Origin of the sequence: Pseudomonas sp. GM24, from assembly GCF_000282235.1 — a bacterium.
Lineage (GTDB): Bacteria > Pseudomonadota > Gammaproteobacteria > Pseudomonadales > Pseudomonadaceae > Aquipseudomonas.
Genome location: NZ_AKJR01000115.1, coordinates 1 through 7,930, shown reverse-complemented (window position 1 = coordinate 7,930; position 7,930 = coordinate 1). Strand labels below are relative to the sequence as shown.

The window sequence follows — 7,930 nt, the reverse complement described above, 5'->3', positions numbered from 1 at the left end:
TGGCAAGCCAGCTCCCACAGGTTATGCGCTGTTCTGAAGATCACACCGTATTTGTGGGAGCTGGTTTGCCAGCGATGGGGCCGGTACAGCCACTAAAAAATATCAGCCGCGCACCAGACTGCGCACCGCGACAATCTCCGGCACTTCAACTTTGCTCATATAAACGCGCAACGGCTCGGTGATGTTGATCCGCTCATCGATATGCTGATCCAGGAGCAACTGAATCAACTCGCGTTTAAGCGTCATGGTCTGCGCTGTCGCCGGCGCCCAGACGAATTCGTTTACAGGAATAATGCCGTCATCGGCCACGTCCATGCCGAACGAATCTTCGCTGAATCTGACGATGTACTGACCGGTTTTGCGGTTGAGGCCGACAAAGCCCTTGAGATCGTCGGCGGCCTGGCAGATGAGTTGGGAGGTGATGCGCATGGTAAACCTCACGAAAGTTGATCGATGGTTTACACGCAGGGCAACTGAGCGGCGCGCCCTCTGCCGGGACGTCTGCCGAGGGCAAGCGTACTGCAAACCGCGCCACAAAAGTGCAGGAAAAATCGCTTTTAATACGTTTATGTCGGTCCTGCGATAGCACCCGAGCGATTCAGTTGTTAAAAGGTACGTCTTTGAAATTGCCCTGCGAAAGGAACTCGAACATGCCCGCCACTTTCACCAAAAGCGCCCTGGTCCTGAGCCTGCTGCTCGGCCTCGGTCAGGCGCACGCCGCCAGCCAGACTGATCCGAAAGCGATCGCTGCCACCAACGGCATCCCGCATCCGGCGGTGATCGCTCACCGTGGCGCCTCTTTCGATGCGCCGGAATCCACTGCGGCGTCCTACAAACTGGCCCGCGATCTGGGCGCCGACTACCTGGAAATGGACCTGCAGCGCAGCAAGGACGGCGTGTTGTTCGCCCTGCACGACGACAACCTGCAACGCACCACTGACGTTGCGACCAAATTCCCGGATCGCAAGGACGCCTCGGCCACCGCGTTCACCATGGCCGAACTGAAAACACTCGACGCCGGCAGCTGGTTCAACACCAAGTACCCGGATCGCGCGCGCCCGACTTACGCCGGGCTGAAAATTCTGACCCTTGATGAAATCATCGACATCGCCCAAGCCAATCCGCAACACAAGCCGGGCCTGTACATCGAGACCAAAGAGCCGCAACTGTTTCCCGGGATCGAGAAAGACCTGAAAGAGAAACTGCAGGATCGCGGCTGGCTGAGCCCGGCCGGTTCGAAACTGGCGAAGAGCGCACTGGGCGTTGGTCAGGGCAAAGGCAAAGTGATTCTGCAAACATTCGAGAAAAACAGCCTCGAACTGCTGGAAAAAGAAATGCCGCAAGTGCCGAAAATCCTCCTGTTGTGGGTGGGCGAAGGCAGCATCGAGCCAAAATCGAAAGTGACGTTTGCCGAATCCGGCGAGAAAGACAAAAACGTTTTCTACGGCAAACAAGAGCCGAAGTCCGAAGCCGAATTCAAACAATGGGTGGATTACGCCAAGGCCCAAGGCGCAATCGGTACCGGCCCGTCGGCGAAGCTGACCAAGGGTGGCGATCAGAGCTATTCGGATCTGGTGCAACCGTGGATGAATAAATACACCCACGACCAGGGCATGCTAGTGCACGTCTACACCGTCGACGAGCCGGTGGACTTCGAGAAAGTCATGGCGGCCGGTGTCGACGGCATCTTCACCAACCGTGCCAGCGAACTGTTGAAGTTCTATAAACGCCCGGCGGCCGGCAGCGTTGATCAGGTACTGAAGAACAACGGCTTCTGATCTTAAATCAAGGCGCTTTCATCGCGGGCAAGCCACGCTCCCACAGGTTCTGTGCAGGTGCATGGCTTGCCCGTTTTGTTTGGCTTTGGGATTTTAAGGGTGAGTTAAGTTGCACTGGTTAACCTGAGGCCACTTAAACGAATCACCCCAAGGAACGAACCGATGAAAACTTTGACTGCCCTGTTTACCGCCGCTGCCCTGACTCTTACCGCTGGCCTGGCCCAGGCTGATGTTCGCGTTGACCAGATTCCTGAACTGGTTAAGTCGGGCAAAATCAAGTCGCTGGAGTCGATGAACGCCGAAGCGCTGAAACTGCATCCGGGTGCGACGATTACTGACACCGACCTGGATAACCACTTCAACGGTTATGAGTATGAAGTTGAATTGAAAACTGCTGATGGCAAAGAGTTCGATGTGGACTTTGATGCAACTACCGGCAAAGTGCTGAGCAACAAGCAAGACACTTGATTGAACGCACCACCAAAAGCCGCACGATTGAAAGATCGTGCGGCTTTTTTTGTGTCTGGTGTTTGGCTTGGTTGATGTGTTGCCAGTGAGATTTTCTCCCCCTCACCCCAGCCCTCCCGAAACGTCGGACCGCCCCCAAGGGGGCGAGGGGGAAAGGGAGCCGATCGGGGGTTACTCAAGACCTGAATGCGCCTCGATATTTCAGGTCGGCGTACCTCAAATAGTCACCACGGTCAGTTCCCTCTCCCTTGGGAGAGGGCTAGGGTGAGGGAGAAGGGCATCACGCCGAGGTGCTGACCAGCGAACCGGAAGTGCTGCTGTCAGAATCCTGCAAGGCCTGCAACAGCGAGGCTGTGGCGGTAGACAGGGAAGCCGAGGTAGCGGTGATCTGCGCCTGTGCAGCGGCTACTTCGGCCGCCTTGGCATCAGAACTTTCCTGCTTCGCCTGCGCCGCTTGCAACGCTTGCTGCTCCTCCTGCAATTGCTTCTGCAGTTCGGCAATCTGCTTGCGCAGTTCCTTCACCGAATCCGATTCTTCACTGCTGGAATCGCTGTCACCCGCGGGTGCCGCACCACCGCCCGCAGCCACTTTGCTGGTGTCCGCTTTCACGCCAGTGCTGGCGGCTGCCGTGGTCGAGGTCTCGTCACCGACGTCGCTGATTGCGGTTTTACTGGTGGGTGTCGTGACGGTCTGATTGATCGAAACTGAAGTAATGCTGACCATGGAAAGGCTCCAATGCCGGTGATAGATAACCGGTCATCGACCATGGCTGCATCAATTTGAGATCGACTGTGTACCGACTCGGTATCCGAATCGGTACACGTTCAATGACCTCAGGCGCTGAGGCGCGCGGTGACTTCGTTCAACTGCCCCGACAGGCTATGCAGGTTCTGACTGGCGCTTTCAGTGCGCTGCACATTGTCGAGGTTGGTGCTGGCGATCGACGTGATCTCGGTGAGGTTGCGCGAGATGTCCTCGGCCACCGAGGTCTGCTCTTCCGCAGCGGTGGCGATCTGACGGTTCATGTCGCGGATCGCTTCCACCGCGTGGGTGATGCGCTCCAGCATCGCGCCAGCCTGGGTCACTTGCTCAACGCTTTCATCACTGCGCGTCTGGCCGCTGTCGATGGCTTGCGCCGCATCCACCGCGCCGGTCTGCACGCTCTGAATGATCTGGTTGATCTCGATGATCGACTCGGCGGTGCGTTGTGCGAGGTTGCGCACTTCATCGGCAACCACCGCAAAACCACGCCCGGCTTCACCGGCCCGCGCCGCTTCAATCGCGGCGTTGAGTGCCAGCAGATTGGTCTGCTCGGCGATGCCGCGAATCACTTCCAGCACCTTGCCGATGCGGCCGCTGTCGGCTTCCAGACGACGAATCACCGTGGCGGTATTGGCGATTTCGCCGCGCATCTGCGTGATCGAGTGGATGGTGCTCTGCATGACCTTTTCACCCTGTTGGGCGGACTGATCAGCATCGTCGGCCGCACGCGCGGCATCGGCGGCGTGACGCGCCACTTCCTGCGCGGTGGCGGACATTTCGTTCATGGCCGTAGCGACTTGATCGGTGCGGTTGAACTGCTCGTTGGTGCCGCCAGCCATGGTCGTGGCGATCGCGTTCAACTCGCCGCTGGCGCTGTCCAGATCGCTGGCACTGCGCTGCAGACGGGTGAAGGTTTCGGCGAGAAAATCACGCAAGGTGTTGGCGGCAGCAGCGAGATTGCCCAGTTCATCCTGACGGTCGCTGACCACACGTTCGGCCAGTTTGCCGCGACTCAATTGGGTGACGTAATCGATCAGTTTACGGATCGGCTCGACCAGGTTGCGGTTGACCAGCCACAGGCTCAACAGGCCGATCAGCAGACCCGACGCGAGCATCACCAACAGCCCCAGCCACACAGTGCGATCAGCCTCGGCACTGATCAGCGCCGACTGCGCGGTGCCTTGCTTGCGCAACTCGGCGACCAGTTCGCTCATCTGATCGCTGGCGGCACGGTCAACGCCTTTGACCGCCGCGTCACCTGCCGTCGGATCACCACCGGCAGCCACGTAGGCATCGCGGCCCTTCTGATAGGCAGAACCCAACTGACGATGCTCATCACGCAAACGTTCGATGCGGTTTTTCAGGCTCGGCTCGAGACCTTTCTGGCCGGCCAGTTCACCGAGGATGTTCTGCACATCGCGCTGACGGTCTTCGAACTGCCCCCAGTACTTGGCCAGATCCGCCGGCTGCTTGCCGCGCAACAACACGTTTTTCCATTCCTGCACCTGCACCTTGAATTGCAGGTTCGCCTCGTCGATCAATTGCGAAGTGTGCAAGGGACCGGCGATCAACTGGCTGTAACTCTGCACGCCGTTGGACAGGAAATGAAAACAGGCCAGGGCAATCAACAGCACCGCCAACAGGCTGCCGCTCAGCAGGGCGAGAATTTGCGTTCTCAGGGATTTTTGCAGCATCGCAAGATACTCAGGACAGGGATGAGGCACGCCCGGTAAGGCGTGAAATTTTGCCGGACATCCATGTCGGCGAGCCTTGGTTCATGGCCAATGGCGCGCAACCTAACGCACCTGTGATCGGCGCGCCAGAGCGCTTCTTGAAGAAAATCCGACCGTCGGTAAGTCGCTGATTTGACGTCACTTTGCTGTCACATAAACGTCATGTGACATTGCGATGATGTGGCTCAGTGAACCTGCCATTTGCGCGACCGACGCCCCCTCCTCGCAGCGAGCCTTCATGAACCACAGCCTCGATATCAGCCATCGCGACCCCGATCTGTTCGGCCTGCTCTATGGCTATCGCTTCCTGCCCGGCGAACGTGGTCGCGAAGTCGATTCGGCCACAGCGTTGCGCTGTTTGCAGGACGACAGCGACAGCGGTGAATTCCTTTGGCTGCACCTCAATCTGGCGCATGCGGCGTGCGAGCGCTGGATGAAAAGTCATCTGCAATTGCCCGAAGAGTTTTTCGAGGCGCTGCACGAAGGCTCGCGCTCGACGCGCATCGAGCATGTCGATTCGGCGTTGTTGGCGGTGGTCAACGATGTGGTGTTCAACCTCAGCAGCATGGTCTCCTCGGACGTGTCGACGCTGTGGGTTTGTGTGCGCAGCAAACTGATCGTCAGTGCGCGTCTGCAACCGCTGCATTCGGTGGACAAACTGCGCTCGTCGGTGAAGGCCGGCGAGCGCTTTCGTTCCCCCTCGGAACTGCTTGTGCATCTGCTGCGCGATCAAGGCGAAGTGCTGACGCAGATCGTGCGCAAGACCAGCATGAGCGTCGATCAGGTCGAGGATGAATTGCTCTCCTCGCGGCTGTCGACCAACCGTGCCGAACTCGGCGCCAACCGGCGGGTGCTGGTGCGTCTGCAACGGCTGTTGGCGCTGGAGCCGGGTTCGTTATTGCGTTTGCTCAATCGGCCGCCGCCCTGGTTGCAGAAGGAGGACGTCAAGGAACTGCGCAAATCCACCGAGGAGTTTGCGCTGATCATCAACGACCTCACTGCACTGGGTGAGCGGATCAAACTGCTGCAGGAAGAGATCGCCGCCAACCTCAACGAACAGAGCAACCGCACGCTGTTTACTTTGACGGTGGTGACTGTGCTTGCGTTGCCAATCAACATCATTGCCGGTTTTTTCGGGATGAATGTGGGCGGGGTGCCGTTGTCGCAGGATCCGGAAGGGTTCTGGATTTTGGTCGCACTGGTGGCGACGTTTACCGTGATTGCCGGGCGTTGGGCGTTTCGCAAGCGCGGGGATTATTGACGCCTCAACGCTCGTTCCCATGCTCTGCGTGGGAATGCATCGAGTGACGCTCTGCGTCACAGGGGACGCGGAGCGTCCCGGGCGTCATTCTCACGCAGAGCGTGGGAACGAGCAGAAGACCGACGGTTGGGGTATTCAGCCAAACACTGACATGGCGCAGTCTCTCTGTAACATTCTGCAACGATCATGGGCGACATTCCTTCCCTCGCTCAGGATTGTCCTGCCATGGCTACTCCCTCCCTGACCGTCAGCCCCACGTCCGCCCACAGTGGCAGGCCAGCCCTCGACAAGAAAACCGGTCCGTTCACCTACGTGATCTTTTTCGCCGTGTTGGCCATGGGGATGCTGTTCACCGCCTACAGCCTGATGCACGACATGCACGAACTCGGCACGGTGGTCACCACGTGGACGCCGTTTCTGTTGCTCGGTGTGGCGCTGCTGATTGCCCTGGGCTTTGAGTTCGTCAACGGTTTCCACGACACCGCCAACGCCGTCGCGACGGTGATCTACACCCACTCGCTGCCGCCGAACGTGGCGGTGGTCTGGTCGGGTTTCTTCAACTTCCTCGGTGTGCTGCTTTCGAGCGGCGCGGTGGCGTTCGGCATCATCGCTTTGCTGCCAGTGGAATTGATTCTGCAGGTCGGTTCTTCCGCCGGTTTCTCGATGATTTTCGCCCTGCTGATCGCGGCGATCCTGTGGAACCTCGGCACCTGGTGGCTGGGTTTGCCGGCGTCGTCGTCACACACCTTGATCGGCTCGATCATCGGTGTCGGCGTGGCCAATGCGTTGATGCACGGCCGTGACGGCACCAGCGGCGTCGATTGGGCGCAGGCGACTAAAATCGGTTACGCCTTGCTGCTGTCGCCGCTGGTAGGTTTCGGTTGCGCGGCGCTGTTGCTGCTGGCGCTGCGCGCCTTCGTGAAAAATCGTTCGCTGTACAAGGCTCCGGAAGGCAATACCCCGCCGCCATGGTGGATTCGCGGTCTGCTGATTCTGACCTGCACCGGCGTGTCCTTCGCCCACGGCTCCAACGACGGCCAGAAAGGCATGGGCCTGATCATGCTGATTCTGGTCGGCACGCTGCCGATGGCTTACGCCTTGAACCGCACCATGCCGGAAGAACAATCGCTGCAGTTCGCCGCCGTGGCGCAAGTCACCCAGCAAGCGCTGGTGAAAAGTGCCCCGCTGCCGACGCCCGCCGATCCGCGTGCAGTGCTCTCCGATTACGTGCGCAGCAAGGACGCCACGCCACAACTGATCCCCGCCCTTGCCGCCCTCACCGGGCACATCGGCGAAGAGGTCAAAGGCTACGGTTCGCTGGCGAAAGTCCCGGCCGAAGCCATGGGCAACGTGCGTAACGACATGTACCTGGCCAGCGAAAGCATTCGCCTGATGGACAAGAACAAGGTCGGCAATTTCGACGCCGACACCAGCGGCAAACTGCAGTTGTTCAAACAGCAGATCGACAACGCCACGCGGTTTATTCCGCTGTGGGTGAAAATCGCCGTGGCCATCGCGCTCGGGTTGGGCACCATGGTTGGCTGGAAACGGATTGTGGTGACGGTCGGCGAGAAGATCGGCAAGACCCATCTGACCTATGCGCAGGGCGCCTCGGCGGAAACCGTGGCGATGCTGACCATCGGTGCGGCGGACATGTTTGGTTTGCCGGTGTCGACGACCCATGTTTTGTCCTCGGGTGTGGCCGGGACCATGGTCGCTAACGGTGGCGGGTTGCAGATGAAGACCATCCGCAATCTGTTGATGGCGTGGGTGCTGACGCTGCCCGCCGCCATTCTGCTGTCGGGCAGCCTCTACTGGCTGTTCACCCAAATTTTCTAACGGACGAAGACCCCCTGTAGGAGTGAGCCTGCTCGCGATAGCGGTGTATCAGTCAACATTGATTAAACTGACACACCGCTATCGCGAG

7 protein-coding genes are annotated in these 7,930 nt (G+C 59.1%); 4 read left to right on the top strand and 3 right to left on the bottom strand.

Annotated elements, in window-relative coordinates:
- Positions 1–102: 102 nt before the first annotated feature.
- Positions 103–429, bottom strand: a complete 327-nt coding sequence (locus PMI23_RS14715; protein ID WP_007912648.1) for a DUF2025 family protein — start codon at positions 427–429, stop codon at positions 103–105.
- A 221-nt stretch (positions 430–650) separates the two neighbouring features.
- Between PMI23_RS14715 and PMI23_RS14710 the strand changes: the two genes are divergently transcribed.
- Complete coding sequence (locus PMI23_RS14710) at positions 651–1,778, top strand: glycerophosphodiester phosphodiesterase (protein ID WP_007949923.1); 1,128 nt, start codon at positions 651–653, stop codon at positions 1,776–1,778.
- Positions 1,779–1,940: 162 nt separating this feature from the next.
- Positions 1,941–2,246, top strand: a complete 306-nt coding sequence (locus PMI23_RS14705) for a PepSY domain-containing protein (protein WP_007917758.1) — start codon at positions 1,941–1,943, stop codon at positions 2,244–2,246.
- A 280-nt stretch (positions 2,247–2,526) separates the two neighbouring features.
- On the opposite strand, the gene PMI23_RS14700 is transcribed toward PMI23_RS14705, so the two are convergent.
- Together PMI23_RS14700 and PMI23_RS14695 are read right to left on the bottom strand one after the other, a co-directional pair.
- A complete protein-coding gene (locus tag PMI23_RS14700; RefSeq protein WP_007917761.1) occupies positions 2,527–2,970 on the bottom strand; it encodes a hypothetical protein in 444 nt (147 codons plus the stop codon).
- Between the two features lie 110 nt (positions 2,971–3,080).
- Positions 3,081–4,703: a methyl-accepting chemotaxis protein gene (locus PMI23_RS14695; RefSeq protein ID WP_007917763.1), complete on the bottom strand. Its 1,623-nt coding sequence runs from the start codon at positions 4,701–4,703 to the stop codon at positions 3,081–3,083.
- A 277-nt stretch (positions 4,704–4,980) separates the two neighbouring features.
- On the opposite strand from PMI23_RS14695, the gene PMI23_RS14690 reads away from it, so the two are divergent.
- Entirely contained in the window at positions 4,981–6,003 is a 1,023-nt protein-coding gene (locus tag PMI23_RS14690) for a transporter (protein ID WP_007917764.1), read from the top strand.
- Between the two features lie 225 nt (positions 6,004–6,228).
- Entirely contained in the window at positions 6,229–7,842 is a 1,614-nt protein-coding gene (locus PMI23_RS14685) for an inorganic phosphate transporter (RefSeq protein ID WP_007917765.1), read from the top strand.
- Positions 7,843–7,930 lie beyond the last annotated feature (88 nt).

Bases quoted from the DNA above. Each gene is read 5' to 3' on its own strand.
- PMI23_RS14715 (WP_007912648.1), bottom strand. From the start codon at position 429: ATGCGCATCACCTCCCAACTCATCTGCCAGGCCGCCGACGATCTCAAG.
- PMI23_RS14710 (WP_007949923.1), top strand. From the start codon at position 651: ATGCCCGCCACTTTCACCAAAAGCGCCCTGGTCCTGAGCCTGCTGCTC.
- PMI23_RS14705 (WP_007917758.1), top strand. From the start codon at position 1,941: ATGAAAACTTTGACTGCCCTGTTTACCGCCGCTGCCCTGACTCTTACC.
- PMI23_RS14700 (WP_007917761.1), bottom strand. From the start codon at position 2,970: ATGGTCAGCATTACTTCAGTTTCGATCAATCAGACCGTCACGACACCC.
- PMI23_RS14695 (WP_007917763.1), bottom strand. From the start codon at position 4,703: ATGCTGCAAAAATCCCTGAGAACGCAAATTCTCGCCCTGCTGAGCGGC.
- PMI23_RS14690 (WP_007917764.1), top strand. From the start codon at position 4,981: ATGAACCACAGCCTCGATATCAGCCATCGCGACCCCGATCTGTTCGGC.
- PMI23_RS14685 (WP_007917765.1), top strand. From the start codon at position 6,229: ATGGCTACTCCCTCCCTGACCGTCAGCCCCACGTCCGCCCACAGTGGC.